27 protein-coding genes are annotated in these 26611 nt (G+C 61.5%); 9 read left to right on the top strand and 18 right to left on the bottom strand.

Features of this window, described 5'->3' with window-relative positions; all coding sequences use genetic code 11:
- Positions 1–90: 90 nt before the first annotated feature.
- Positions 91–834, bottom strand: a complete 744-nt coding sequence (phbB, locus tag V5B40_RS10010) for an acetoacetyl-CoA reductase (protein ID WP_332354363.1) — start codon at positions 832–834, stop codon at positions 91–93.
- A 542-nt stretch (positions 835–1376) separates the two neighbouring features.
- On the opposite strand from phbB, the gene V5B40_RS10005 reads away from it, so the two are divergent.
- Positions 1377–1619, top strand: a complete 243-nt coding sequence (locus V5B40_RS10005; protein WP_332354362.1) for a hypothetical protein — start codon at positions 1377–1379, stop codon at positions 1617–1619.
- Between the two features lie 10 nt (positions 1620–1629).
- Here the strand turns inward: V5B40_RS10005 and pgeF are convergent, their stop codons facing one another.
- Together pgeF and rluD are read right to left on the bottom strand one after the other, a co-directional pair.
- Positions 1630–2394 (bottom strand): peptidoglycan editing factor PgeF, encoded by a 765-nt coding sequence (gene pgeF, locus V5B40_RS10000; protein WP_332354361.1) that lies wholly within the window; start codon positions 2392–2394, stop codon positions 1630–1632.
- Positions 2372–3541: a 23S rRNA pseudouridine(1911/1915/1917) synthase RluD gene (gene rluD, locus V5B40_RS09995; RefSeq protein WP_332354550.1), complete on the bottom strand. Its 1170-nt coding sequence runs from the start codon at positions 3539–3541 to the stop codon at positions 2372–2374. The genes pgeF and rluD overlap by 23 nt, the downstream gene beginning before the upstream one ends.
- A gap of 1 nt (position 3542) precedes the next feature.
- Between rluD and V5B40_RS09990 the strand changes: the two genes are divergently transcribed.
- A complete protein-coding gene (locus V5B40_RS09990) occupies positions 3543–4337 on the top strand; it encodes an outer membrane protein assembly factor BamD (RefSeq protein ID WP_332354360.1) in 795 nt (264 codons plus the stop codon).
- A gap of 133 nt (positions 4338–4470) precedes the next feature.
- Here the strand turns inward: V5B40_RS09990 and V5B40_RS09985 are convergent, their stop codons facing one another.
- From V5B40_RS09985 to gloB, 4 genes are all read right to left on the bottom strand, one after another.
- Complete coding sequence (locus V5B40_RS09985) at positions 4471–4926, bottom strand: DUF3293 domain-containing protein (protein ID WP_332354549.1); 456 nt, start codon at positions 4924–4926, stop codon at positions 4471–4473.
- 17 nt (positions 4927–4943) lie between these two features.
- The gene (rmuC, locus tag V5B40_RS09980) at positions 4944–6290 is read right to left on the bottom strand and encodes a DNA recombination protein RmuC (RefSeq protein ID WP_332354359.1); all 1347 of its coding nucleotides are present in this window, start codon (positions 6288–6290) and stop codon (positions 4944–4946) included.
- Between the two features lie 54 nt (positions 6291–6344).
- Entirely contained in the window at positions 6345–9725 is a 3381-nt protein-coding gene (locus tag V5B40_RS09975; protein WP_332354358.1) for a DUF748 domain-containing protein, read from the bottom strand.
- A 114-nt stretch (positions 9726–9839) separates the two neighbouring features.
- Positions 9840–10601 carry a hydroxyacylglutathione hydrolase gene (gene gloB / locus V5B40_RS09970; protein ID WP_332354357.1) on the bottom strand — a complete coding sequence of 254 codons (762 nt, stop codon included), beginning with the start codon at positions 10599–10601 and terminating at the stop codon, positions 9840–9842.
- Between the two features lie 27 nt (positions 10602–10628).
- On the opposite strand from gloB, the gene V5B40_RS09965 reads away from it, so the two are divergent.
- The 4 genes from V5B40_RS09965 to V5B40_RS09950 all read left to right on the top strand — a co-directional run bounded on the left by V5B40_RS09965 (position 10629) and on the right by V5B40_RS09950 (position 13429).
- Positions 10629–11351: a class I SAM-dependent methyltransferase gene (locus V5B40_RS09965; protein WP_332354356.1), complete on the top strand. Its 723-nt coding sequence runs from the start codon at positions 10629–10631 to the stop codon at positions 11349–11351.
- A complete protein-coding gene (gene rnhA / locus V5B40_RS09960) occupies positions 11344–11799 on the top strand; it encodes a ribonuclease HI (RefSeq protein WP_332354355.1) in 456 nt (151 codons plus the stop codon). The genes V5B40_RS09965 and rnhA overlap by 8 nt, the downstream gene beginning before the upstream one ends.
- A gap of 116 nt (positions 11800–11915) precedes the next feature.
- On the top strand, positions 11916–12635 hold the full coding sequence (gene dnaQ / locus V5B40_RS09955; protein WP_332354354.1) for a DNA polymerase III subunit epsilon: 720 nt from the start codon (positions 11916–11918) through the stop codon (positions 12633–12635).
- Positions 12608–13429 (top strand): NosD domain-containing protein, encoded by an 822-nt coding sequence (locus V5B40_RS09950; protein WP_332354353.1) that lies wholly within the window; start codon positions 12608–12610, stop codon positions 13427–13429. The genes dnaQ and V5B40_RS09950 overlap by 28 nt, the downstream gene beginning before the upstream one ends.
- A gap of 685 nt (positions 13430–14114) precedes the next feature.
- Here V5B40_RS09950 and V5B40_RS09945 read toward each other — a convergent pair.
- The 9 genes from V5B40_RS09945 to ylqF all read right to left on the bottom strand — a co-directional run bounded on the left by V5B40_RS09945 (position 14115) and on the right by ylqF (position 23096).
- The gene (locus V5B40_RS09945) at positions 14115–14501 is read right to left on the bottom strand and encodes a hypothetical protein (RefSeq protein WP_332354352.1); all 387 of its coding nucleotides are present in this window, start codon (positions 14499–14501) and stop codon (positions 14115–14117) included.
- A 22-nt stretch (positions 14502–14523) separates the two neighbouring features.
- Positions 14524–14727 (bottom strand): SlyX family protein, encoded by a 204-nt coding sequence (locus V5B40_RS09940; RefSeq protein ID WP_332354351.1) that lies wholly within the window; start codon positions 14725–14727, stop codon positions 14524–14526.
- 99 nt (positions 14728–14826) lie between these two features.
- The gene (locus tag V5B40_RS09935; protein WP_332354350.1) at positions 14827–17073 is read right to left on the bottom strand and encodes a metallophosphoesterase; all 2247 of its coding nucleotides are present in this window, start codon (positions 17071–17073) and stop codon (positions 14827–14829) included.
- Between the two features lie 116 nt (positions 17074–17189).
- Complete coding sequence (locus tag V5B40_RS09930; protein ID WP_332354349.1) at positions 17190–18452, bottom strand: inorganic phosphate transporter; 1263 nt, start codon at positions 18450–18452, stop codon at positions 17190–17192.
- Positions 18453–18561: 109 nt separating this feature from the next.
- Positions 18562–19404 (bottom strand): TIGR00153 family protein, encoded by an 843-nt coding sequence (locus V5B40_RS09925; protein ID WP_332354348.1) that lies wholly within the window; start codon positions 19402–19404, stop codon positions 18562–18564.
- Between the two features lie 340 nt (positions 19405–19744).
- Positions 19745–20203 carry a hypothetical protein gene (locus V5B40_RS09920; RefSeq protein WP_332354347.1) on the bottom strand — a complete coding sequence of 153 codons (459 nt, stop codon included), beginning with the start codon at positions 20201–20203 and terminating at the stop codon, positions 19745–19747.
- A gap of 233 nt (positions 20204–20436) precedes the next feature.
- Positions 20437–21117 (bottom strand): hypothetical protein, encoded by a 681-nt coding sequence (locus V5B40_RS09915; RefSeq protein ID WP_332354346.1) that lies wholly within the window; start codon positions 21115–21117, stop codon positions 20437–20439.
- Positions 21117–21833, bottom strand: coding sequence for an AAA family ATPase (locus tag V5B40_RS09910; protein WP_332354345.1), 717 nt, complete (start codon positions 21831–21833; stop codon positions 21117–21119). The genes V5B40_RS09915 and V5B40_RS09910 overlap by 1 nt, the downstream gene beginning before the upstream one ends.
- Before the next feature lie 297 nt (positions 21834–22130).
- A complete protein-coding gene (gene ylqF / locus V5B40_RS09905) occupies positions 22131–23096 on the bottom strand; it encodes a ribosome biogenesis GTPase YlqF (protein ID WP_332354548.1) in 966 nt (321 codons plus the stop codon).
- 191 nt (positions 23097–23287) lie between these two features.
- Here ylqF and V5B40_RS09900 point away from each other — a divergent pair, with 191 nt between their 5' ends.
- The 3 genes from V5B40_RS09900 (at position 23288) to galU (ending at position 25442) form a co-directional block, all read left to right on the top strand.
- Positions 23288–24109 carry a class I SAM-dependent methyltransferase gene (locus V5B40_RS09900; RefSeq protein ID WP_332354344.1) on the top strand — a complete coding sequence of 274 codons (822 nt, stop codon included), beginning with the start codon at positions 23288–23290 and terminating at the stop codon, positions 24107–24109.
- Between the two features lie 79 nt (positions 24110–24188).
- The gene (locus V5B40_RS09895) at positions 24189–24506 is read left to right on the top strand and encodes a hypothetical protein (protein ID WP_332354343.1); all 318 of its coding nucleotides are present in this window, start codon (positions 24189–24191) and stop codon (positions 24504–24506) included.
- A gap of 30 nt (positions 24507–24536) precedes the next feature.
- Positions 24537–25442: a UTP--glucose-1-phosphate uridylyltransferase GalU gene (galU, locus tag V5B40_RS09890; protein WP_434735865.1), complete on the top strand. Its 906-nt coding sequence runs from the start codon at positions 24537–24539 to the stop codon at positions 25440–25442.
- Here galU and V5B40_RS09885 read toward each other — a convergent pair.
- Both V5B40_RS09885 and V5B40_RS09880 read right to left on the bottom strand, forming a co-directional pair.
- Positions 25439–26143 (bottom strand): RES family NAD+ phosphorylase, encoded by a 705-nt coding sequence (locus V5B40_RS09885; protein ID WP_332354341.1) that lies wholly within the window; start codon positions 26141–26143, stop codon positions 25439–25441. The genes galU and V5B40_RS09885 overlap by 4 nt on opposite strands.
- Positions 26143–26580 carry an antitoxin Xre/MbcA/ParS toxin-binding domain-containing protein gene (locus V5B40_RS09880; protein ID WP_332354340.1) on the bottom strand — a complete coding sequence of 146 codons (438 nt, stop codon included), beginning with the start codon at positions 26578–26580 and terminating at the stop codon, positions 26143–26145. The genes V5B40_RS09885 and V5B40_RS09880 overlap by 1 nt, the downstream gene beginning before the upstream one ends.
- Positions 26581–26611: the final 31 nt, after the last annotated feature.

Below are 26611 nucleotides of genomic sequence, written 5' to 3'. Positions count from 1 at the left end.
GCACAATTATACCTTAGCAAAAAACCCTAGCAAAAAAAAAAACAGGCCCCTCGCGGGGCCTGTCTTGAGCAAGGGGCAACAAAAAACTACTTACTGGTAGTAGAGACCACCGCAAATGTTCATCGTCGAACCGGTCATGAAGCCGGCAATGTCCGAAGCCAGATAGGCACATGCGCCACCGATCTCTTCCGGCTTGGCCAGGCGCTTCATCGGCACGGTGTCGATGATGCTCTGCAGGATCTCCGGTTTGATGGCCAGAACCATCTGCGTCGCCACGTAGCCCGGGCAGATGGCATTGACCGTAACGTTCTTGGCGGCGAGTTCGGCGGCGAGCGCCTTGCTGAAGCCAATCACGCCGGCTTTGGCCGCCGAGTAGTTGGTCTGACCGGCCTGGCCGCGCAGCCCATTGACCGAGGAGATGTTGATGATCCGTCCCCAGCCACGCTCGGCCATCTTCGCCGAAACCTGCTTGGTCATGTTGAAAAGGCTCGACAGATTCGTCGCGATCACCGCATTCCACTGCGCCTCCTCCATCCTCCCGAACATCTTGTCGCGCGTAATTCCGGCGTTGTTGACCAGAATGTCGACCGGACCTGCCTTGGCTTCAGCCTCGGCGACCATGGCCACGCAGGACTCGAAGTTGGCGACGTCGCCGGCAACACAGATGAAATCATTGAAGCCGGCCTCGGCCATGGCTTTGTTCCACTCGTCCGGCTTGTCGAACTCCGGATGGTAGGCAGCAACCACCTTGTGACCGGCTTTCGCCAATTCCTGGCAGATAGCAGTACCAAGCCCACCCATGGCACCTGTAACCAAAGCAACACGTTGCGTCATAACTCTTCCTTTCCTGTTGACGAATGAAACGATTGGCGGCAATCCACCACCACGATTACAACACCTGCTGACCGAGCCAGGCGGGCACCTCACCTCGGTTCGGCATAGCTCGTCGATCCTGCACGGCTAGCAGACAAGCCCCGACGATTTCCCCGGGTTCTCGCGAACCGCCTGCGAAAAAGGCCAACCGGCATTCTCCCACGACGATCGGCTGTTGACGAGGCCCTGAGCGTCGAAGTTGGCCAATCCGCGCTCAACACAGAACGGGAACGTCGAGGTAAGGCTCAGGAAGCGCACAGCGACTGACGCCGAACACCTGGTTCTCTGACGACAGCGGCTGCTCCACACAGGTATCGAACTGACAGCTGCGAGGCAAACGACAAGGCCCCAAGCGTTGCCGATTCTGCATCGCAGCATCCAGGCTGTCAATGCTCGACAATTGGCCATCCTCGCTCCCACGGCGACGCGATCCTGCCGAGCAAGCGCCCCCGCCGACCACCGGGCATGGCCCTCAAGGCGCCCTGCCGCTCTATAATGCCGGCATGTATATCATCGTGATCGGCTGGCTGTACGTCACCGTGCTGATGGCGCTGACCGAAAGCAGCGTCATCGCCGGGATACTTAGCCTGACCTTCTACGGCTTGCTCCCGACGGCGCTGTTGGTCTGGCTTTTCGGCGGCCCGACGCGTCGTCGCGCGGCAAGAATGGCGCGCCAGGCCAATGAAACCAATGCGGCCAATGAAGCCAATGGCTTCGGCGAAACCAAGCAGCCACACGATCGCTGACGATCGCTGACTAAACGTCCGCCAACCAGATCAGTGCTGCCATCCGCCCGGTGACACCGTCTCGCCGATAGGAAAAGAAGCGCTGTGCTTCCCGCAGCGTACAGCTGCCACCACCGTAGATGGCGTCGACCCCCGCGCGGCGCAAACTTTGCCGAGCCAACAGATAGATGTCGGCCAGCCATTTGTGTGCAGGCCGCTGCGGCGCCGGCAGGAACGCCGCTACGGCCTCCTGATGTGCAGCGAGGAATGCGTTACGCACCTCGTCACCAACCTCGAAGGCCTGCGGGCCGATGGCTGGACCCAGGTAGGCCAGCAACCGCACAGCGGGCACAGCCAGCGCTTCCACCGCCCGTTCCAGGATGCCGGCCTGCAAACCGCGCCAACCCGCATGCACCGCAGCAACCACGCTGCCCGCTTGGTCGCAGAGCAAGACCGGCAGACAGTCGGCCGTCATCACGGCACAGACGACCCCGGGAGCACGCGCAAATGCGCCATCGGCCACCGGCACCTCGGCCACGCCAAGCCCGGCAGCGTCCACCAGGGTCGTGCCGTGCACCTGCTCCAACCAGCAGGGCGATGCCGGCAGATGATCGACAAGACGGCGACGATTCTCGGCAACGGCGAGCGGATCATCACCGACGTGGGCGCCAAGGTTGAGGCTGGCGTACGGCGCAAGGCTCACGCCACCGTCGCGGCTGGTGATCAGGCTGCGCACCCGCGTCGGCACCGGCCAGTCGGGAAGCAAGCAGCCCTTACTGTTCACCCAGGTCCTCATCGTCGTCTTCGGAGTCACCATCGCCATCGTCGCCGTTGACGATCATTAATTCCGGGCCATCATCGTCATCGTCATCGTCATCGCCCCAATCGTCATTGTCCCAATCATCTGCCAGTTCTTCGTCGCTGACGCACTCGCCAGCGCGCGCAGTGACCGCCTCCAATCGCACGCTGTCGATCAGGGCCGCCATATCGTCTGGCAAGCCCGAGCGCCAGAGCATGGCCTTGCCAGTCCCCGGATGCAGCAACGACAAACGACAGGCATGCAGTGCCTGGCGCGGAAATTCTACCAGGCGGGGCACACGGCTGGCACCGCTGCCGTAGGTCGGGTCGCCGACCAGCGGATGCCCGATCGAAGTCATGTGCACGCGAATCTGGTGTGTCCGTCCGGTTTCAAGCGCGCATTCAATCAGCGTGCAGGCGAGAAACGGCTCCAGAACACGGTAGTGCGTACGTGCCGGTTTGCCGGTGCGCACCACGGCCATGCTGGTGCGCAAAGTCGGATGCCGGCCGATGGGAGCGTCAACGCTGCCCGCACGCTCGACGATGCCTCGCACCAAGGCCTGATAGCAGCGCTTCACGGAGCGTGCCTGCAACTGTCTGACCAAATCGGTCTGCGCCTCGAGCGTTTTGGCAACCACCATCAGCCCACTGGTATCCTTGTCCAGCCGATGCACGATACCCGCCCGCGGCACTTTGTCGAGTTGCGGCGCGTAGTGCAACAGAGCGTTAAGCAAAGTCCCGCTCCAGTTGCCGTTACCCGGATGAACCACCAAACCGACTGGCTTGTTGAGGACGATCAGGCAGTCGTCCTCATACACCACCTGCAGGGGGATATCTTCGGGCGCCGAGGATTCGGCTCGCTCATCCGGCGCTTCGGCCACTTCGATGCTTTCGCCAGCCCATAGTTTCTGCCGCGGCTCGACGACGCACTCACCGCTTACCGTCACGCGGCCCTCGCGTATCCAGTTCTGCAGACGGCTGCGCGAGTGCTGCGAGAGCAAGCGCGCAAGAACCTGGTCGAGCCGTTGACCGCTGCAATCGCCAGGTACGCTCAGGGCAATTCGGGGGTTTGCGCTATAATCCGCAAGCTCGCTGTTCCGCGTTGCCTCCTCCGCCAGTGCTTCTTTCTTCTGTGGGTTTTTCATCATGCGTAGTTTAGCGGTTATCGCAGCCCTTTTCCTCGCCTTGCTGATCACTGGCTGTGGGCTTCTTCCCGACACCAAGGATGAGACCGTCGGCTGGTCGGCCAACAAACTCTATGCCGAAGCGAAGGATGCGCTCAACGACGGCTCCTACACCAAGGCCATCGGCTACTTCGAGAAGCTCGAGTCGCGCTACCCCTACGGTCGCTATGCCCAACAAGCGCAGATCGAGATTGCCTACGCCTATTGGAAGGATCAGGAGCCGGCCTCGGCGATCGCCGCCTGTGACCGCTTCATCAAGCTGCATCCGAACCATCCGAATGTCGACTACGTGTATTACCTGCGCGGTCTGATCAACTTCAACGAAGATCTCGGTCTTCTCGGTTCGATCAGCAATCAGGACATGACTGAACGCGACCCCAAGGGGGCCCGTGAATCCTTCGATTCCTTCAAGGAACTGGTCACCCGCTTTCCGAACAGCAAGTACACCCCCGACGCGCTACTGCGCATGAAGTACCTGGTCGACGCCTTGGCGCGCCTCGAACTGCACGTGGCGCGCTACTACATGAAGCGCGGCGCCTATCTGGCCGCCGCCAATCGCGCCCAGTACGCGATGATCAACTATCCCGACACGCCGTCCAGCGAAGAAGCGCTGTTCATCATGGTCAAGGCGTACGATTCCATCGGCCTGCACGATCTGCGCGACGACGCCGAACGCGTCATGCGCAAGAACTACCCCAACAGCGAATACTATCTGCGCGGCCTCGATCGTCAGGAACCCTGGTGGAAGCTCTGGTAGTGAGCCCGCGACACGGTGCTGATGCTGCCGCCACCGGCACTGGCGTTTCTGGCGTCGGATCGACGACGCTCCAGGTGCCTCGACCCAGCTCACGAATCAGCTCGAAACCTCACAGCCGCCACGCAACGTCCCCTCACAGCCACAGCAAGCGCGGCGCCAAACCCCTTTCTCCATAGACGACCGCGAGCTGGCCGAATGCACGACCGAGGGCGGCGACCTGCTGCTCATCGACAGGGAAGACGAGGTAGCTCGGTTCCACCGGCCAGCTCGCATGGTGATCCTCGCCGCCATCGGCGATGTTGCTGGCCGGGAAGAAAGCGCAAGCCGAAGCGGCGATTCGCTCGCGCAAGCGGCGCTGGCGAGACTCGTTCTGGTCATCCGCGAGCCGCTCGCCGGGATTGTAGGCGGTCACGATTCCCCAGCCGATCGCTTGGCTCGCGGACGCTGCAGGGGCGGCCAGCGGCGCAAGCAAAGCCTCCTGATGGCGCAGGAATGCATCGAACTCGGTACTGAAGAGGCCGATACGCAAGTCGAACACGCGCTCGGGAGTCTCCACGCGATAGGTCGTCGCCAGGAATGCAGCCTCCATTGCAGCCACGGCCCTGCTCATGGCTCATTGCCCGGCGCGCCAAGATCTTCCAGATCACCCAGCCGCGAACGCACCTCGCTCGCCGGCAGAGCTTCCACGCCACGCAACTTGCGCTCGATCTGCCGCGTCCGCACGCCTGCTGCTTCGATACTGCGGCTGGCCTGTTCGAGCTTCCTGTGCGTTGCCTCGAGCACCTCGCCGAACTTGCCGAACTCGGTCTTGATGGCGCCGAGAACCGCCCACACTTCCGATGATCGGCGCTCGATGGCCAGGGTTCGAAAACCCATCTGCAGGCTGTTGAGCAGCGCCGCCAGCGTCGTCGGCCCGGCGATACAGATGCGCAGATCGCGCTGCAGGCTGTCCACCAGGCCCGGTCGCCGCAAGGCTTCGGCATAGAGGCCTTCGGTCGGCAGATAAAGGATGGCGAAGTCGGTCGTGTATGGCGGTTCGACGTACTTGTCGTGAATCTTTCGCGCTTCGTCACGCAGGCGAACTTCCAGCGCCTTGATAGCCGCGGCCGAGGCCAGCGGATCGGCCCGTTCCTGCGCCTCGAGCAAGCGCTGATAATCCTCGAGCGGAAATTTCGCATCGATCGGCAGCCACACCGGCCGTTGCTCCTCGTCGCCGATCGCCCGGCCGGGCAAACGAATGGCGAACTCGACGCGCTCCGAGGACTCCGGCCGCGTGGCCACGTTCTTGCCGTATTGCTCGCCAGTCAGCAACTGATCGAGGAGGGTCGCCAGCTGCACTTCCCCCCAGCTGCCACGGGTCTTGACGTTGGTCAGCACTTTTTTCAGATCGCCGACGCCGGCAGCCAGGGTCTGCATTTCGCCGAGTCCTTTATGGACCTGCTCGAGGCGATCGCTGACCAGCTTGAACGATTCACCAAGGCGTTGCTCCAGGGTCGCGTGCAGTTTTTCATCGACCGTGCGGCGCATCTCTTCGAGCTTGCTGGCGTTGTCGGCCTGCATCGCGCCAAGGCGGGCCTCCACTGCCCGGCGGAGTTGCTCGAAACGCTGCTCGTTACTGTTCGTCAGGCGCGCCAGTTGCTGCGCGAAGGATTCGAGCTGCTGCGCCTGCAAGCGCCCCAACTGGGCCAACTGCGAGGCAAGCGTCTGTGAGACGCGGTTCAGCGTCTGCGACTGCTCCTCGCGATCACCACGCGCGGTACTTGCCGCCTCCTGCCGGCCCAGCGACAACTCCTGTCGTAAATCACGCTCCAGCCGCTCCAGGCCCCCTTGCAGATCGCGCAAACGGACCGCCAGCACCTCGCGCGTCGTCCCAGCGCGCAACAGCAGTGCGAGCTGCAGAACGATCAGCACAAGCGCCAGCGCACTCACCGCATACAACCAGGCCGGGCTCATTGGCTTACCTCGGACAGAGCGGCCGCAAGCTCAGGAAATGAAGCGCGAAAGCCTCTACTGCAGGGAGAATGCAACCCGGTTTCCCTTGTCTTGCCCGGACGACTCTGCCTTCTCGTCCGCGCTGTCATCCGCCTTGACGATCTCGGCCGGGCGCAGGAACAGGCGCTCTGCCGGAACTTTCTCGACGAGCAGCCAGTCGCGGACGGCTTTGGCTCGCCGATCGGCCAGATCGCGCAGATCCTGCTCATCAAGCACCGTGTTGGCGAAAATCAGCGCCTCCATTTCCTCCACCGGCAGATTCTTCGCTATCCCGAGCACGTTGCGCGGCTTCTCGAAGTCCTCGTCACGGTAGACACGTTCCAGCAGCTCCCGATACTCCTCGCTGTCCATGTCTATCGTCTCCACCGCGGCATCAGCGTCGCCTTGCGTGGCGCCCTCGCTCTGCAGCGCCCGCAGCTTGCTGTCGAGTCGAGCGCGCTGCAAGCCCTCGGGGTCGCTTTCCGAATCGGCCTGTCCGGTAATCTCGAGCTTGAGAGCGGGCCGCTCAAGCAAGGCCTTGGCCAGTGCTTCAAGGCGCGGCTTCGCCGACGCGGCAAGCGACGCTCGACCGGGGTCGAACTCGACATTCGACAGCTCTTCGCCTCCGCCGAACACCGAACCCAGCAAAGCAAAAGGTGAGGTAACGACTTTGACCAGGAGATTGCCGATCAACTCGCCAAGCACCCCGCCAATGCTGAATTCCGGGTCATCGAGCGAACCCGCAACCGGCAGATTGATGTCGATTTCCCCCTTGCTGTTCTTGAGCAGGGCAACGGCGAGGGTCACCGGCAACCGGGTGGCCTCCGGGCTATCGACCGCTTCTCCAAAAGTCAGCTGATCGAGAAAAATCCGATTCTCGGCGGTCAGTTGCTTCTTCTCGATTTTGTACTTGACGAACAGCGACAACTTGCCTTTGTCGATGGCATAGCCCGCGTACTTGCTGGAGTACGGCGAAAGCGCCGTCAATTCGATACCCTTGACGTCTGCCTTGAGGTCAAGAAAGGGATCAGCGATCAGCGGGTTGAGCTGACCGGCGATCGTCAGCGGTGCAATGTTATCGTAGCTCCCACGTAAATCCAGGGTTGCAAGGCTGCCATTTGCCGAAGAGAGGCCACTGATCGTGCCGCCGATCTTCTTCAGATCGGCCGAGTAGTTCGGCTTGATGAAATTGTCACTGAACTTGATGTCGCCGCCGCGCAAGTTGATCTTGCCGACCCTTATCGGCAGCTGCGGCTGGTCTGCGCTAGCAACCGGTGCAACTGCCTTACCTTCGCCAGCGATCACGGCAGTCGCCTGCCTGGCGTTATCGGACGCCCCGGCTTCGCGCACGATCTGCGAGAGATTGAGCTTGCCCTGCGGGTCGATGACCACGCGCGCAAAGAACTGCGCCAGCCCCACCTCACCGATCGACAGCGAGTTCGGATTCAGGCGCGCGTCAATGTTGGCAAACGACAAGGATTTCCACTTCAGGAAATCGGAGGAATCGAGCTTGTCGACCGCCGCGAAGTTGGCTACCGCCACTTCCCCGGTGAAACTTCCCGCCAGCTTGCCGGCATCGGCAGCACCTGCCGCGGGCCCCTGCCGCATGCGCACATCGCCACTCAAACTCACCTGGCCACCCGAAAGGACGACGTTCAACTGCTCCGTAAAATACGGTTGCAGCGGTATCAGTTCCAGCGTCTTGACGGCAAGCTTGAGCTCGGTAAGGAGTGGAAAAAACTTGACGGTGCCGCCGACCTCGACCTCGCCCTTCGTGTTGACTCTGAAACGCGTCGCGATCCTGGCGGTCGTGCCGGGCTCGGTAGACAGGTTCTCGGCATCCACCTTCATCGCTTCGATGCTGTGCACCACCACTGGCGACATGACGGCATCTTCAAAGCGCAAGCCGAAGTTTTCACCACGGTACTTGGCGAGCGTCAACTTCCACGGCTTCGACGAATCTTCCTGTGAGGCTTCGACCGCGCGCAAGGACGGCGGCTCGACAAACAGAATGCTGCCGTCTGCGCTACGCCGGATCAGCAGCATCGCGTCGCGCACCGCAACCTCGGCAATGCGCACCTCGCGCTTGGCGAGATCGAAACGGCCGCCCTGCACCGAGAAAGCCTTGAGCTTGACCCATGGCTCGGCATCCAGACTGAACGCCAGATCGAACTCGCTCGCTGAGCTGCTCTTGCTATCGACATTCCTCAGCTTGGCGGCAAGCCCGTCAATGCGGGCATCGAACGGCTCCCCATGCGACTCGTCGCGCCAGCGCAAGGCCCCACCAGTGATCACCGCTTCGCCCAGCGACCACTCGAGCGGCGCCGTCTTCGCCGACACTTCGTCTGCAGATGCCGGCCGCCGCGGGGAGGCCTGTTTCGCGCTGAAAAAGTCGACCCAGTCGATGCTTCCCTGCGGGCTGACCCGTGCGTGTATCTCTGGCTCTTCGAGCGACAGCCGGTCGATCGCAAACTTGCCATTCAGGGGATCCAGGCTGCCAACCGCCACATCCAGACGACGCAAAGAAAGGAGCGGGGCACCGGCGTCATTCTTCACGACCAGATCCTTGACCGCGACGCCACCCGCAATCGCCAGTGTCGAACGCCCTTCTTCCCGATGCTGGAAAGCCAGCTTCAGATCGCTGTCAAGGGCGCCGGAAACGACCTCGATCGGCAAACCATGCGGCAGGTAATCGATATACTTGCCCAGTTGCACATCGCGCAGCTCGAATGCCACTTCGCTTTCCATCGACGCGTCAAAAAGCTTGCTCTTGCCCTGCGCAAGCAGCGGCGAGCCATCGATCGACGCCGAAAAAGTCGGCTCGACGAATACCGCGGTCGCCTGCGGCAAGCTGGAGATAAACGGCAAGCCGATATTCAGCTCGCTGAGCTGGTGCTTTTCACCAAGCATCTGATCGTCGAAATCGATCTTCCCGCCCGAGATCTGGATGTTGTTGAGCGAAAACAGGGGTGTCTGGGCGTCCGACGCCGGCTGGGCAGCGAACTCGTCAATCAAGTCGGAGAAGTTGAAGCGCCCGTCGGCCAGACGCACGACTCGGAAGGTCGGTGCGACCAGGCTCAGCTCACTGATCACCGGCCCGCCACGCCATAGCGAACTCCACTCGGCGTCCACCTGCAGACTGTCGAAACCCGCCACAGCCTCGCCACCGCCCTTCTCCTGAATCGCAAATCCGGCGACTTGCACCGACAAGGTGTAGGGGTTTATCCGCACGCTTTCCACTGCCACCGGCCGCTGCAAGGCCTTGCTCAGCTGGTCGACTAGTACCCACTTGGCAAGCAGCGGCAGAGCGAGAAAACCGAGCACGCTGAAAACGAGCATGGCAAGCGCGAGGCGCAGCGCGTATTTCTTCAGTTCGATGGAAGCCGTAGGCTTGGCAGTATCTGTTGTTTCGGTCATGGCAGCAGGCCGCAAGCTGGCTGGAAGAGGCGCGAATTTAGCACGAAGGCGAGCTTCCCGCATTCGCCGCGGCCATGAAAGTACCGCAACAGCCGAACCCAGCGGAAGGACGATTCAGAAGCTGTTCTTCCATTCGCGCAGCGCGGCAAACACGGCGACCTCATCGGCCGCCTTGGGTGCCCGGCGCCGCGCCGACGCGACCACTTCCGGCTCGGCGCAGCGCAGGAAGGGATTGCTTGCCTTCTCGATCGCGATCGTCGATGGCACCGTCGACCACCCCTTGGCGCGCGCCACCGCGACTTCATTGACCCGGCTTTGCAGACAGTGGTTAGCGGGTTCCACCGCCAGTGCAAAGCGTAGATTCGCCTCGGTATATTCATGCGCGCAATAGACCGCTGTCTGGTCGGGCAAGCTGGCCAACCGCGATAGCGAGTCGAACAGTTGCGCTGCGCTGCCCTCGAACAGACGTCCGCAACCGCCGGCGAACAGGGTATCGCCACAGAACAGACAGCCTGCGCCATAATAGGCGATGTGCCCAAGCGTGTGTCCGGGGACCGCGAGGACCTGGAACTCGACATCGCAGAAAGCCGCGCGAATCCTTTCTCCACCGTGCAAGGGTTTGGTCACGCCAGCAATCGATTCTGCCGCGGGTGCAAACACCTCGGCCGGGTGATGGGCAAGAAGACTCATCACCCCACCCTGATGATCGGCGTGGTGATGGGTGACGAAAATGGTGCGCAGCGACAGGCCTTCACGCTCAAGAACCTCGAGCACCGGGCGTGCATCACCAGGATCAACCACGGCCGCTGACGCGCCTTTGCGCAACAACCAGATGTAGTTATCCTTGAAGGCTGGAATGCGGATGACGTCGAACATCGCTCAATTTTGGAAGAACTGCGGAAAATGTCAATTGCTGGCCTCGACGCCTGGCTTCAAACGCCGCAGGGACGGTACGTCATGTCCTGGGAACAGACCACTGTCGACAAGATGGTGGCCGATGTGTTCGGCTACAATGCGATTCAGTTGGGCCTGCCACAATTCGACCTGCTCGCGCAGAACCGCATCCCCCTCCGCCAACTGGCGCACGACTCGGGCCAGGTCGACGTCCTCTGCGACCTGCGGCAACTTCCCTTCGCCGCTCACAGCATCGATCTGGTGGTCATGGCACATAGCCTTGAGTTCGACGACGACCCGCACCAGATTCTACGCGAGGTGGAACGTGTTCTGATTCCCGAGGGTGAAGTAATCATTGCCGGTTTCAATCCGATCTCGATCTGGGGCCTGCGTCGCCGGCTACCCAACTGCCCGCAACACTTTCCCTGGAACGGTCGCTACCTCTCGCTGCCGCGCCTCAAGGACTGGCTGCAATTACTCGGCTTTGAGGCCGAGCACTGTAGCTTTGGCTGCTACGCCCCACCCTTCCGAAACGACCGCTGGCTCAAGCGTTGGCATTTCCTGGAAGCCAGCGGCCAGCGCTGGTGGAATTTTGCCGGCGGCGTCTACGTACTGCGCGCGGTCAAGCGCGTGCATAGCATGCGCCTGATCCTGCCGAGCTGGAAACAAAAGGCCGCGCCGCGCAAGGCGCTTTCGGTGCTCAGAAAAAAGGAAATAGCAAGACATGAATGATCAGCAAGTGGTTATCATCCACGCCGACGGCGGCTGTCGCGGCAATCCCGGGCCGGGCGGCTGGGGCGCGCTCCTGCAGGCCGGCGAGAAAACGAAGGAACTGTGGGGCGGGGAGCGAGACACGACCAACAACCGCATGGAACTGACCGCCGCCATTTGCGCCCTCGAGGCGCTTAACGGACCCGCCACGGTGCACCTGCACACCGACTCACAGTACGTGCAAAAAGGCATCAGTGCCTGGATTCACAACTGGAAGCGCAATGGCTGGCGCACCTCGGACAATAAACCGGTGAAAAACGCCGACCTCTGGCAACGTCTCGATGAAGTGGCCAGCCGGCACCAGATCAAGTGGTTCTGGGTCAAGGGACATGCCGGGCATGCCGGCAACGAACGTGCCGACATACTCGCCAATCGCGGCATGGACGAACTGCGTACCAAGACCTCCTGAGCACTGACCTGCGCTCGGCTGCCGCCTGCCCAAGTGCCCGCACCAGCCCCCGCCCGCCCGCGCCGACCACAGAATCCGCGACATCGCGGGCTCTTCACCAGCAATGGACAATGCCCATGCGCCAGATCTTTCTCGATACCGAAACCACCGGCCTGGAGCACAGGCTTGGCCACCGCATCATCGAAATCGCAGGCGTCGAGATGTGCAACCGACGCCTGACCAATCACCATTTCCACCGCTACCTGAATCCCGAGCGGGATATTGACGCCGGCGCCCTGGCGGTGCACGGTATCAGCCGTGAATTCCTGCTCGACAAGCCGCATTTTGCCGACGTTGCCGCCGAGTTTCTCGATTTCGTGCGCGGCGCAGAGCTGGTCATCCACAACGCCGCTTTCGACCTTGGCTTTCTGAACGCTGAACTGGCCATGCTCGACATGGCTCCGCTGGATACCGTCTGTCACGCCGTCTGCGACACTCTGCGCATGGCCAAGGATCTGCACCCCGGCAAGAAGAACAACCTCAACGCGCTGTGCGACCGCTACGGGGTCGACAACTCGCACCGGACCCTACACGGCGCCCTGCTCGACGCCGAAATCCTCGCCGAAGTCTATCTGGCAATGACCCGCGGCCAGGAAAGTCTGATCATCGATCTCGGCGATGACAGCGCCAGCCGCATCGCAGCGGCCCGCCCGCTGCCCTCCTCGGGCGGGCGCAAAGCCCAGGTGGTCAGGCGCGCCAGCGACGAAGAAATCGCTGAACACCAGCAAGCGCTGGCAGACCTTGACGAAGCAAGCAAAGGCAAATGCCTGTGGCTGCATTTGGAGAGCAGCAGCTGATTCAACCCATTCAACCCATTCACCACCTTCACCGCATTCGGCACCTGCTCTTGCTCTCTGCGCGCGTGCGCAGCTTCCTGCTCGCAGCACTGCTGCCCCCTCTTCTCGCCTCGCTTGTCGCCCCGCATTTCTCAGCATTGCGCGCCGCGCACGCGGCGTTGACCGTGGCGCTGCCGCCGCTGCAAACCTGGATCGACCTCACCCCGACAGGGGGCCGCTTGCGAGCACCACCGGGCACCTATGCTGGCCCGACCGTGATCAGCCGCGCGATCATGCATTCCGTGGACGCCAGCGGTGCCGGCATCGCTCTCAAGGAAAGCGGCACGACGCTGGTTGAAGGCAATGAAATCATTCACCGTGCGGTTGGCCTGATGTCCGATTCGCCGACCCATCCGATCAACCGCATCACGGTGATCGACAATCGCATCGCCCACAACTTCACGGGAATCAGCTTCTACGGCGAGAGAGGCGGCCATCTCATCCTGCGCAACCGCTTCGAACACAATCTCTGGCCGGCACTGGTCGGCGAAAGTGGCCAAGTCGATCACAACGAATGGCGGGGAAACTACTGGGACAACTACCAGGGCTTCGACCGGAACGGTGACGGTGTCGGTGACAGCGCACACGAAATCTGGGCCTACGCGGACCAGCTCTGGATCGAAATGCCGATGGCCAAGTTCTTTAGTAACTCACCGCTGCTCGAACTACTCGATTTCCTCGAGCGCCTGGCACCGTTTTCTTCGCCGAAGCTGGTCCTGCGCGATCCGCAACCGCAAGCTCACCGGCAGCAATAGCTGCGGCAGGGAAATCTGGCGACAAACGCGCTGCAGACGCAAGCATCGACCGCGCAAGCGACCGCAACGGGTATCGAAGGTATCAGCTGTCGCTGGGCGTCTCGGGTGGACGTCTGGGCCGCCGGCCATGCCGCTTGGGGGTCGCCCTGGAATCGGGCGAACGCCCTTCAGGCGACGACGCCCCATCCGTGGCGCTTTCTGCCCGCGCGGCCGGCTGCCGCTGCTCCTGCTGGCGCGGAGGCCCAGCCGGGCGCGGGCCGGTCGGGCCGTTCTTGCGTTGCTCTGGTCGACGACCTGGCCCGGAGGCATTCTGGCGCTTCTCCGGTTGCCCTGGCAGGCGGTCGGAATTTCGATCGGACTCACGGTTTCCCGGAGCCAGGGTAATTTCGAGCTCGATAATTTCATCCCATTGCGGATCGCTGCGATCGCGCTCGGGGATGGAGAGAAGTTCACGGAGCCGACGACGCGGATCCTGGGGAGGTGATTCGTTCATTCCAGCATTATGACTCACAGCGCCGCCATCGTCCAACAACAAGCTTGCGCAGCCTCTCGGTGTCGGCTGTGGAAATGGCAGCCAGGAAAAAAAAGCCCGCCGCAGCGGGTCCTTCTTTCGTCCTCACACTGGACTTGATCAGCGCTAGGCAGACACGGCCAGCACGGACTTGAGCGTGGCAAGAACGGGCGGCTAGTGCTCGGCCCGAAGGCTGGCGGCAAAGGAGCTTTCCAGATTTGCCGGGAACTCGAAGCGGGTGAAAGCGCTGTGGATATCGGCGTCGTTGACGCCGCTGCTGGGGTCCTGAAAGCGAATCCCCAACTGGCGGCCATTGGCAGCCAGCGTGGCGAACGCGAAACGCCAGCGCTGGGCTTCTGCCAGGCGCTCACGCAACTCACGCTCGTTGCTGATTTCAACCCCGGCCTCTTTCAATGAATCCAGGAACTGGTCAAAAGACTCTTTGCTCACGCTACCCATTTTGTTCTCTCCTGTAGAAGGTTCGTTCTTGCGTCCCGCCCATGCAGCGCATAACGCTTGCTTGGGAGAGCGGTTGACACGAATCAACAAGAAACCGGCCATCTCACAGGCACACAGCTTTGAATCAGTAGTGCGGCGGGATTTCCTCGTCCGCACTGCGCTTCTCGAGCGCAGGCGGAGCCTCCTGCATTTGCCGGTAAAGGTGGCGCAACTGCTGCTGCAAGAGATCAATCTGCTGCTGCTGTCGATAGACAGTCAGGTTCAGCGCCTCGACCAGCTCTTCGGCAAGGTTTAGCCGTACTTCCAGCTCGACAAGGCGATGTTCCAAATTTGACTCCGCTGATTCTGTGGGCCCGGACGGGTAGTTGACAGACGATTAGGCGTTTGCCGCACGCATGGCCAGCCAGAAAGGCAGCTAGACCACAGGCTAGGTACCGCGCCGCCATCGTCTGGCAACGGCTTGCTGCTTTACTGCTGGTTCCTGATCTGAGCCGTCAGGCTCGACGCTGACCTCGCTGGGGTCGCCGGCCTCGGTCGGTTCGGCGGCTTTCCTGAATGCCATGGCGTTCAGGATCGGGGTCAATTCGTCCACCGGATAGGTCAATGGCACCATGACCTCCCCGACGAGGGTGAAGACGCCGACCTGTTTAGGGTTGGCACTGAACAGGACATGGTGATTGTCAATACCATCGACGTTCAGCCACAGGGTCTCCTCACGGTCCATTGGCGTGTGGCCGACGATGAAGGGAGCCTCCCGGTCAAGGTTCAGGTTTTTTCTGAAGCGCTTGACATCGCGCCGGCTGTAGCCTTGCGGTCGACTGGCCTTTTGCAGGCGGTTGTTGATCAGTTCGAGGATGAGTTCGGGTCGCTGGTAGAGCTGCACCAGGATTTTTTTGCTGACCTTGCTCTTTGGCGCAGCGGCATGGCAGGCGAAAAAATCCGGGGACATGACCACGTAGGGCAACAGGCGGTAAAAGTCGCCCATGGCCCTTTGATAGACCGCGCCGCGCAGCTCGCTCAGCTCCCTTGCCCACAGCAGGCCTTGCGGAACCCCTTCCTTGGCCAGATCCTCTGAAAACGAATCATGGTTGCCGCGGACGTAAAACACCTGCTCCGGAAAACGAAGCTTAAGGCGAAAGATGAGGTCCATCAGGATCATCGAGCTTTCCATCGCCCGCAGCTGACCGTCCACCTCGCAATGCACGGCATCGCCGAGAATCACCAGGGCGCCAGTTCCATCCTCCAGCGCTTCCAGGAACGCGTTCTGGGTCAAGACGGTGAGCAGGTTATCGATCTGCGCATGCATGTCCGCGATCACAATCGGAATCAAGCCGCGCGGCAGCACGAGCAATCCGCCAGGCAAGCCTCTATCGTCCCTGGGCCGATAGACCTCGTTCTGCATCAGCCGATTGACCTCATTGATGAGGTCCAGAGCCTCATCCCGCGGCACCAGGGTAATCGGCCCGCCGAAGATCGTGCGCAAGCGCTGCAACCTGTTCATGCGCAGCGCCCTGGCTTTGTCGAGCATCGGTGCTATCGGGATACCCTGGTCGAGCAGCCGGCTACGCTTGCGCAGCCGCCGCAAGCGCTTCAGGCGGATCACTTTTGGCTGTTCGACGATCGGCGCGATGGTCGTACCGGCGTCGCTGAGGTTGCGGAATACCAAACCGTCGCGGCCGTGGATCAAGGCCAGATGATGCCCGTCCACCGGTTCCGGGTAGTCGAATATTGCTTGCTGGACGCGGTCGTCCGAACCGAGGACCAGCCAGTTCCTGGGGCTCAAGCGCAGAAACCCGCCAATCTGGCGAAAGTGGGTGGCGGGGTCGACAATAACGAAACTGCCGACTTTGATCGCCTCTCCCAAGTGATTGATGCGCGTCTCGGGGTAGAGTCGGAGGCGCTTGTCATCCAGACCAAGGGTGATTTCGATGGGCAGACCGTCGAGCGTCACGCGGACTTTGCTGTCTCCCAGGCGATAGGCACCGCGCAAGCGGAGGTGACGACCAACGCCAAAGCCCAATCGCGCCGAGACCGCCTTCAGCCGGGAAAGGGCGTTCGCCAGGGAGAATCGGCGACGTCTGGGAGCGGCGCTTGCCGCCACGCCCGAGGAATCGACGAAGCGTTGCGGGACGCTTTCGACCGCCTCGCGAACGTAGACGTTGAAGCCCTTGCGGTGCAGGTAGTCGGCAACCTGGCGAAAGACTTCGATCTGTGCCGCGCAGATCTGCAGGCTGAGCCGCTCGTCTACCGGGTGCGTACTTTGCCGTGCGCGCATGCTGCGGCGCTGAAAGACCAGCTCAGGCGGAGGCAGCAGAAAATCAAAAATATAGCGTCGATACCAGTCGACGGAGAGGAAGAAAAGTTGCCGGGGCGGCAGGGCGATGCGCGCCAGGTCGACGCTCGGCAAGGGATCACAGTCGAGAAACTTGGCGTCATAAACCGACACCGCGTCGGCGAGACCGACCATGGGCAGACCCAGATGAATTTCGCGCGGTCGCACTGAAAGCATTTCGGATCGCCACCAGTATTTCCGGCTGATGTCCAGGTAGCCTTCCTCGGACCAACCGCCGAGGCGACGGATCATGGTGCTCTTGCCAGAGCCGGGAGGGCCGGTCACCAGGATCTGGCGAAAGCGGACATCGCTCGGGAAGGCGATCCCTTTGAAGTGCTGCAATGATTCTACGGGCTCGGTAGGCGGTTCCGGCATAGTTGGAAGTTGCAATCGAATCCTTGAACAAAAACCAGGCGGCGCCCCGGGAGGAGGCGCCGCCTGGAAGAGTTGCTATGAGGCTAGATGAAAATTGCTTTCAAGATGAAGAAAATCCCGGCCGCCAGGATAGCGCCAACCGGCACGGTAATGAACCACGAGAGAATGATACCGCCAATCACTCGCAGGTCCAGCGCACCAATGCCGCGCGCCAGGCCGACGCCCATTACCGCACCGACGGCGATGTGGGTGGTCGATACCGGCAGTCCCAAACCGGAAGCGAGCACCACCACGAAGGACGCGGCGATGGTCGCGCAATAACCGCGGGTCGGAGTCAGCTCGGTGATCTTGTTGCCGATGGTGGCCATCACCTTGTAGCCATAGGTCGCCAGACCGACGACGATACCGACGCCACCGACGAACAACATGAACGGCGTCACCGCCGACTTGGAAGACACCTGCCCGGTCTCGATCAACTGAATCACTGCGGCCATCGGGCCAATGCCGTTGGCAACGTCGTTCGAACCGTGCGCGAAAGCCATGGCAGCTCCCGTGAACACCATCAGCGGAATGAACAGTTTCTCGACGCTGGCGTAGTGGAAGTCCTTGTCCGCGCGCTCGTCGGTCTTGATACGGTTCATCATCATCTTGGCGACAATTGCCAGGGCAACGCCGATGACGACCGCCAGAATCTGACCTTCGGTTGCACCAAGATGGATGTTGATGTGCTTGAGGCCTTTGGTGATGGTCACCAACGACACCAGCCAGCCAACCAGGAAGGCGTAGAACGGTCCCCACTTGCGCGCCTGACTGATCGGGTCTTCGGTGTTGAGAATCAGCTTGCGAATGCTCAAGGTCAGCAGCAGAGCGAAGAAGCCGCCGAGCACCGGCGAGACGAACCAGCTGGCGACGATCTCGCCCAACTTGTCCCACTGCACGGCGTCCGTGCCGATCGCCGCGACGCCGACGCCGACAACGGCGCCGACGATCGAGTGCGTGGTCGACACCGGCCAACCGCGCATGCTGGCGACCATCAGCCAGATGCCGGCTGCCAGCAGCGCGGCAAGCATGCCGAGCATGAGCAGTTCCGGCACCGGCTTGAAGGCGTCGCCGTCGATAATCCCCTTCGAGATCGTCGAGGCGACCCCACCGCCCGCGAGATAGGCGCCAGCGAACTCCATGATGCCGGCGACGACGATCGCCTGCTTGACGGTCAAGGCGCCTGAACCGACCGAGGTACCCATGGCATTGGCCACGTCGTTGGCGCCGATCCCCCAGGTCATGTATAGGCCAAAGCTATAGGCCAGGATTAAGAAGATGGTTTGGTGCTGCGCAATGATTTCCATGTTTACGAACCTTAACTGTAGAGTCTGCTAGTGGCCATGCGAACGGAATGCCCTGGATCGGCAAGGCCGGGATGGCCAGGTCGTTTGCGACGCGCTCGAACGGCGGTGCTCAGCGAGCAATCAGCAAGCGCAGGCGGTCGCCGACCTTCTCGGCGTTGTCGGCGAGATTGCCAATCCACTGGATCAACTGGTACCAGAACATCACCGACACCGGTTTGATGCTGTCTTCCTGGGCAAAGAGGACGCCAGTCAGCGCCATGCCCATCACATCGGTATCGCTTTCCATGTGGCCAAGTTCCAGCACCATGGCGTTGACCTGGTCGACTTCACGGCCTCGAAAACCCATTTCCAGCAGTTCATCGAGCTCCTCGATGATTTTGTGCGCTTGCTCACAGGTTTCCACACAACGCGTCACGAAACGCATCAGTGGTTCGGCCATGCCTTCGGGCACTTCCATCTTGCGTTCGACCAGCAGGCCTGCGATATCCTGCGCGGTGTCGGCGATGGAATCCTGCATCGACAGCAGTTCCAGCAGGTCGCGCCGGTCTACCGCGAGCATCATGCTTTTCGGCAAATGGTCACGCAGATCATTCTTGAGTGCGTCGGCCTCACCCTCCTTGACGAAGATGCGGTCCTTGTGGGCTTCGAGCTTTGCGACATCCTGCTCGATGACGGCATTGAAAAGCCCCGGCATTTCTGCCACGCACTCGCAGACGATGCGCATATGTTGTTGCATTGGCTTGAAAGGCGACTTGCCGAACAAGGCTGCAATCGGATTGGTGGATAACATTTGTCCTCCGGTGTGGTTGTAAAAAAAAAAACGAAAAACACGACACAGCTCGGTTTTCGACACCCACGAAGACAGTTGCTTAGCCCCCGTGAAGCGCCCCTCCGCGCCTCTGAACCCTGGGCAAATTGTAGCCCTAAACACATCGAAAAGAGCAGGTGTCAAGTGGGTTTTCTAATGCAAGTACCCGAAATTGCAACTTTTTTTGATCATGCGCAGAGTCGGGCGATTTAGCGGTAGACGGGCATCGAGCACACCGTGTGGGTACCCGAACGACACGCAAGACGACGATCGACGCAACTGCCGTTGGACAGGCGTGGCCATACGCGGCGGACGCCGCCTGGTGGCATGCACGAAACGTACGGAGGAGGTGCTGCTTGGCGGAGAGGCAGGGTCAGGACGAGCCTGTTTGCGGACGAATTTCGCACTTTCTGGAGAGCCTGTCGGATTACCCGCCAGGCGAGCCGCATAGGGAGCGGATCATCGCCAGGCTGCGGCCGACGGCTCAGGGCATCAGCTTGCCCGGCAGCGCATCCTGCAAGCACTCGGCCAGACGGTCCAGATCCTGATAGCCCTCGAGGCGGATTCCCCGATTGTTCTTGAGAACCAACTGGATGTGCCGTAGCTTACCCCAGCGCCGGAACAAACGCAGCGCGCTCACCTGCTCAAACTCAAGTTCAGAGCATTGCCCGGCGGTCAGGAAGCGCAGCTTGCCAGCCACCACTTCCAGACAGTGATCGTCAATCAAACGCAGATAGCGCACGAGAAACACCAGGCTGCCCAAGTTGGCCGCGCCGAGGACCGAGGCCACAGACCACAACAAGAAGCTGCTATAGCGCGCCGGGTCGTGTTGGTGCTCGAAGGCAACCGTCGCAACCATCGCGCCACTGAACAGCAGACCCCAGCCAACGTTGATCCAACGCCGACGCTTTTCCTCTCTCCCGACTACGAAGCGTTCCGTCATTGTCCTGCTCTCGTCCATGGATCGTACAAGCGTCGCCATCGCGCAGCCACTCCGCCACCCGCGCCTCAGCTCAGCCGGCTTTGCAGCCACCAGGCGGTCGATCCGCAAGCAGCGACGACTTGCCGACCGGCAGCAGCGAAACGCTGCTCACCCTCCCGCACCGGAAAGTACCGCGCGGGCAACACTCACAGGCGGTGAGCCTCACCGCCTGTTTCGAGACCCGCGCCTGATTGTCAGCGCTTCTTTTTCTTCTTGTCTTTCTTCTTGGCCTTTTTCGCCGTCTTGGCATCCACAGCCGTGGCCAGCGAGCCGAGCAAGGCCTGCATTTGCTCCAGCTTCTGCTCCGCGAAGATCTGCACGCCAGCGCGCAGAATATCGGACTTGGTCGCCGCCCAACCGGCCACCCTGGACAGCTCATCGCGCAAGGCGTCGATCGCTGCTTCCTCACTCTTCAACAACTTCACCGAGTAACTGACCAGCTTGTCGCCTTTCTGCCTGGCCACTTTCTCGAGCATCGCGACCGTTCCCACGGGCTTGGCGGCCCTTGCCTTTGGCTGAGCACCCGTCGCGGCGGCTTTCCTGCCGCCGGCTGGCTGCGCCTCTGGCGCCGCGGCAGGCTCGGCCGCCGACGCCTGTACTGGCGGTTTTCTGGGGGTCGCAGGCCGCTTGGCAGCAGGCGCCTTGGCTACCGTCGCCGACCGTGGTGCTGCAGCCGGCCGCGCCGGAGCGCCGGGAGTGGCAGTAGCAGTGGCGGCGGCGCTGGTGGAAAGATCGAGGTCGGAAACATCGGTCTGATTCGTGGCGCCAATGGGAGCCTCGGTGCCCGCCAGCCGATCGGCCAGCGAATCGTCTTCCTTCTTCAGACTGGCCCGCAACGCGGTCTTGTTGCTGCTCGGAGGTGAGGATGTCGTCATTAGTTTTCTTCCAATTGTTTAAGAACGGCGGTGATTAGCTTGCGGACTTCGCCCTGGGCGGCGTCAGCACCCGATCCCAGCTGAAAAACAGAGGCACCGATCACCGCACTTTGCGCATAGGCGTTGCGCTGGCAAAGCATGGCATCGAGGATCGGCAAGGTAAATTCGTGCAACAATTCAAGCACATCGGTCGCCAGCGCGGTGTTCTGCACACGGTTGGGAACAATGCACCCGTGCAGGCGATGGCTCTGCTCCATGCGGGTCAGGATCAATCGCTCGACGGCCAGCGTCGACCATAGATCAGTCGGGCTGGGCACGGCCGGAATCAGCGCCAGATGCGCCACCGCCAGTGCCGCCAGGGTCGAGGGATGATAGATCGAGGGCGGTGTGTCGAGGACCACGTAATCCGCTTCCCGCTGCAACTCGCCGACATGCTTGATCAACTCGAGCCCGGACATTTTGCGGACATCGAGTTGCAGCTCCGAGTCCAGCAATGGCGCCGACTCCGCCCAGCGAAACGCGCTTTCCTGAGGGTCGAGGTCAACCAGCAATACCGACGCGCCGAGAGCATGAAAACCACCGCCCAACTGCATGGCAACCGTCGTTTTCCCGGCACCGCCTTTCTGCGAAACAACGGCGATTACCCTGCCTAGTGACATGGACATAAAACCTGCCTTATGAACAGCATGATGAGAGAAATGGGCATTGCCCGGCAATTATGCCATCAATGAGCGCAGAGCCAAGGCCAAAAGCGCCCGCAGGGAGCGACGGAACGAGCCATTTCCGGCCTGAATCGTCACTACCGGAGGCAGCCAACCGCGGCGCTTTTCGGAGGAGGAGACCAGTCCCCTCGTGGCCACCTGGCGTAATCACCGTTCGCCGGATCCCTGGGCACCGGCAAGCCCGGCGCGCCGCCTTCTGGTCTCGAGCACGCAGTTCCGGATGCTTCTCAAACGTTTCTTCGCCGTGCCGGCGCATGAACGGAAACTCCAGTGCCCAACACGCCGACCAACTTAGTCGTCGGAGCGCGTCTCCGGAACGCTTCCCCGGGGTTGCGATCCAGACTGTTGTTGTTCCCCGCCCGCCGCCTGCGGAGAAGCATCCTGCGCCGCTTCGCGGGCCAGCATCAGTCGACGCGTTGCCGGCGTCTCCAGGCTGATCCGTCCCAGCAGACCGTCACGATAGTCCTGTAGCAACACTTTCGCGGCTTTATCGAGATCTGCACCCCCGCCGCGCAGACGCAGGCCGCGCCGGGTGGCAATCCGCTCGATGACGTCCACCGCGTCGAGCTTCGCGAGTTCAGTGGCTGGCCAGCCGTAGCGACTCGCCAGCAGTGCCGGGTAGCGCGCCAGCAACAGGCCGGCAAGAAAGCCCGCCACTTCTTCATCAATCATCGCATTGCGACCGATGGCATTGCTGGCGGCGAGCATCAGACCATCGCTCGGATGGTCGATCCTGGCCCACATCAGCCCCGGCATATCGGTGATCGTGTGACGAACATCGAGCTGTGAGGTCTGTTGCTGGCGGGTCACCGCCGGTTCGTCGCCGACCTTGGCAATCTTGCGCTTGAACAGGACATTCATCAGCGTCGACTTGCCCACATTGGGAACACCCATGATCAGCATGCGTAGCGGCTTGACGTTGTCGTTGCGGTGCGGCGCCAGCGCCTGGCACAGCATCGGCAGGCGCGTCGCGTCGCCAGGCTTGCGGCAGGACAGCGCGACCGCGCGCACACCATGCTGCCGATTATAGTGATCGATCCATGCCCGCGTCGCCACGGGGTCAGCCAGATCAGCCTTGTTGAGGACTTTCAGGCACGGGCGCTGACGCTGCAGGCGAAGTTCGCGGACCAGCGGATTGGTGCTCGCCTCAGGCATGCGTGCGTCAAGCAACTCGATGACCACGTCGATCGAAGCCATCGTCTCGGCCGCTTTTTTGCGTGCCGAGTTCATGTGTCCGGGAAACCACTGGATGGTCATGAAAATCCAAAGACTGACTGAAGAAGCGGTCATTATCCCACTGCTTGGCCGCTATTGCCGTGCTTCGAGCACCCTTCTACCCCCCTCTGGCACGCTGCTCCGGCCTTTCTGTCGTCCGCCGCCACTTTCGTCACAGCAGTGCCGAAGGCGCTAGAATGCAGGTCTCTCGTCAATCAAGCCTCAGGACAAACTTGCCCCCGATCCCCGAAATCAGGCCCGGGCAGTCGATCGAACTGCTCAAGGAACTGCACCTCCTGACCCGCGACGGCAAGCTCAACCAGGACAGCCGGCGCAAACTCAAGCAGGTCCACCACCTGTTCCACTTCATCGAGCCACTGCTTTCCGAACTCGTCGCCACCGACAGCCGCCTGACCCTGGCCGATCATGGCGCCGGCAAGTCCTATCTCGGCTTTATCCTCTACGATCTATTCTTCAAGGCCAGGGACGACGGTCACATCTACGGCGTCGAAACGCGCCCGGAACTGGTTGATCGCTCACGCCAGCTGGCTCGACGACTCGGCTTCACGCGCATGTCCTTCCTCAACCTGTGCGTCGAGAATGCCATTGACTCTCCGGCCTTGCCCGAGCGAGTCGACATCGTCACCGCGCTGCACGCCTGCGACACCGCCACCGACGATGCCATTCGCTTTGCGTTCGAGAAACAGGCGCAGTTCATCGTTCTCGTCCCCTGCTGTCAGGCCGAAGTCGCCGCGCAGCTGCGCAGCAAGAAGAACGAGTCTTTCACCAAGACGCCGCTGTCGGAGATCTGGCGTCATCCAATCCATACCCGCGAATTCGGTAGCCAGCTGACCAACGCCCTGCGCTGCCTGCAACTCGAAGCGCGCGGCTATCAGCTAACGGTGACCGAACTTGTCGGCTGGGAACACTCACTGAAGAACGAGTTGATCATCGCCAGGCACACCGGGCAGGCGCGCGGCAACGCCGCCACGCGACTCGAACAGATCCTGCACGAACTGAATCTCGACGAGCTGCGCGAGCGCTTCATTTATTGACCACTAACTGGCCACTAGCGGGAAGGTCGAGGCCGCTGCCACCTCGACGAATAATCAGAATAGTCAGCAAGGAACTTGCATGGAAAAATGGATCACCCGCGCCGTCGCAGCCCTCGTCGCCTGCGGCAGCCTCTCCTTGTTCTGGACCTTTGGCGTCTTTCTTGCCGTACCCTGGCACGAGAGCCGCATGGGGTCGCTGAACAGCGTCGAATGGCAGGTGCTCGGCATTCCGCTGCTCGTTGGGCTGGCCGTCACCTGGGGGGCGCTGCACATCCTGGCAATCGCCGACCACGAGGATCGTCCACGGCTGTACTTCGCGATCTGCGCGCTGCTGATGATCGTTTCGGCACTGGCCGTTCTCGGCGGTATGGCGTGGAGCACCGAACGCATTGCCTGAACAGGCCGCCGCCCATTCAAACTGGAAACCATGATGAGTATAAAAAACCAAGACTTATGTGTTCGAAAAGCAGTCTTCCCGGTCGCCGGCCTGGGCACACGCTTCCTGCCAGCCACCAAGGCCAGTCCCAAGGAAATGCTGGCCGTCGTTGACAAGCCGCTGATCCAGTACGCGGTGGAAGAGGCCTACGCGGCCGGAATTCGCGAGATGATCTTCGTCACCGGCCGCAACAAACGGGCCATCGAAGACCACTTCGACACCGCCTACGAGCTGGAAGCAGAACTTGCCAGCGGCGGCAAGGACGAGCTGATGGCGCTGGTGCGCTCGATCAAGCCCGACGACATGGACTGCGTCTACGTACGCCAACCGCGCGCGCTGGGTCTCGGCCATGCAGTGCTGTGCGCCGAGGGTCTGGTGCGCGGCGAACCCTTTGCCGTCCTGCTCGCCGACGACCTGATGATTGGCGAACCACCGATCATGCAACAAATGATCGAACTGTTCGCCGAGCACCAGTGCAGCATCCTGGCCGTGCAGGAGGTGCCGAGAAACCAGACGCATCGCTACGGAATCGTCAAGGGCCAGCCACAGGGACCCGATCTGGTCGGAATCAGCGGCCTGGTAGAAAAGCCACAGCCGAACGTCGCCCCGTCGAACCTGGCGGTAGCCGGCCGCTACGTCCTGACCCCGGCGATCTTTGACCTGATTCGCCAACAGCCACGCGGCGCCGGTGGCGAAATCCAGCTCACCGATGGCATCGCCGCGCTGCTCAACGCCGAACAGGTACTCGCTTATCGCTACCACGGCACGCGTTACGACTGCGGCAGCAAGTTGGGCCTGATGCAAGCGAGCGTCGTACTCGGCGAAACGCACCCCGAACTCGGCGCTGACTTCTCGGCGTGGCTGCAGAGCCGACAAGCCGCGGTTAAGGAGCGTTAGGCGCCAGCGGAAATCGGCTCGATGACGGGCTGCGGCGCGCCGCTCCAGGTCAATCGGTAGGCGGCTCCACGGCGTAGATTGCCGACCAGCGCTGGCCGGAAGCACGCCAGGTTGCTTCCCCCTTCGCGCCGGACGCTCGGATAGACAATGCCCAGCGAACCGGCATCGAGCAACTGCGCGGCCAATTGCTGCGAAACCAGGTAACTGCCCGGGTCGAGACAGGCGACAAATGCCCCGCCATGACCCGCATCGCGCAGCTCATGGAACTGGCCACTGAAATCCGCCAGCAGCGCCTGATAGCTGACGCTATCGCAGAAATGGTCGATCTCCTGATACTCGACCGTCTTGTGGAAGATGATTTCGGCCATCGCCGTTTCCAGCTCGAAAGCGCAATACCAGGCGCCGCGATCACCATCATTGAAGCGACTGCCTTCCGGACGCGGGTAGGCGAAGGCGGCGTTGATGATCCGGAAGTTCGGCACGCCGAAAACCAGCTCATCAACACCTATTCCCGGCAGACCACCCTGCTCGGCGAGCAAGCGCTCGTTGGTGGCGTTGTCCAGATCGAAGAGGTCGCGCAGATGGTCGGTATTTTCTGCAAGGGCGCTCAGCACCGAGTCCTCCCGGTCGGCGAAGCGCGATGGAATCAGCCGCACCGTGTCGAACTGGCGCACAACGACGACTGCCGGCGTGGGCAGCATCAGACTCCACCACGACGCGCTTCGAGCAGCTTGCGGACGGTCTGCATGGCCAACAGGCCACCGCCGAGCATATAAGCCAACGGCGTGCGGCCGGCGAAGATGCGGTTTCGGTTGGGCAGGCTCAACCATTCGTCGGCGAGCAGATCGCCGTAAAGAATGTGCAAGGCCTTGTAGATACCGATCAGGTAGGAAATACGGGTGATGCGGTCAACTTCGAGCAGCCGCGCCGGGTTTTTCTTCCACTCGTAGAAAGCGCTGCTCGATAGACCACCGAGCAACTCACGCGCGTCGTCGTCACGCAGCTTCCAGGCTTCGGCCAACTTGAAGAAACCCTGCAAAGCCGACTTCGACAAGCGCTGCCGCTCCGAGCGGAGGTTCAGGTCGACGAGAATCGCCGGCTCGAAGCGGCTGGCGGGATACGCATAGGCAAGACTCATCACAACTCTCCTTTTCAGGAAAGTTTACACT

The organism is Candidatus Accumulibacter meliphilus (genome assembly GCF_036625345.1).
In the GTDB taxonomy this organism is placed as follows: domain Bacteria; phylum Pseudomonadota; class Gammaproteobacteria; order Burkholderiales; family Rhodocyclaceae; genus Accumulibacter; species Accumulibacter meliphilus.
The sequence above is the reverse complement of the archived record's forward strand: the minus strand, read 5'-3'. Positions and strand labels throughout refer to the sequence as shown.